Source organism: Bowmanella yangjiangensis (genome assembly GCF_017255015.1).
GTDB lineage: Bacteria > Pseudomonadota > Gammaproteobacteria > Enterobacterales > Alteromonadaceae > Bowmanella > Bowmanella yangjiangensis.
Genome location: NZ_JAFKCS010000678.1, coordinates 1 through 388, shown reverse-complemented (window position 1 = coordinate 388; position 388 = coordinate 1). Strand labels below are relative to the sequence as shown.

Here is a 388-nt window from a genome sequence, read left to right as displayed (position 1 = left end):
CAGATGGAGCGGCTGGTGTGCCGTACGTGGCTGCGAGATGGTGAGGCCCTGGCCCAGAAGATCATGGGCGCGGTCGCGAACTACAAGCACCTCACCGCCGTGCCTTTTGCCCTCGAGTTGCTGGAGCCGGATTACCTGCCCTTCGAGTACAACGATGCTGGCAAAGGCATCACCCAGGGTATCGAGCGCGACGCCTGGCGCCGCGTGAAGGCTTACCACCTGCTCAAGGCGCACCCCGGCGATATCGGGCACGGCATCTACCAGCAAACCAAGCGGGTAGACGTTGAGCGGGTTATTCACATCGCCAACCGTAAACGCATCGGCCAGAACCGAGGTGTGCCGCTGCTGCATGCGGCGTTGATCCGCTTGGCCGACCTGAAGGACTACG

General features: G+C 62.6%; 1 protein-coding gene. It reads left to right on the top strand.

Annotated features, from left to right (window positions below; all coding sequences use genetic code 11):
- Positions 1-388, top strand: a 388-nt coding sequence (locus J0A65_RS26230) for a phage portal protein (protein WP_206597120.1), incomplete at both ends; no start/stop codon positions are given.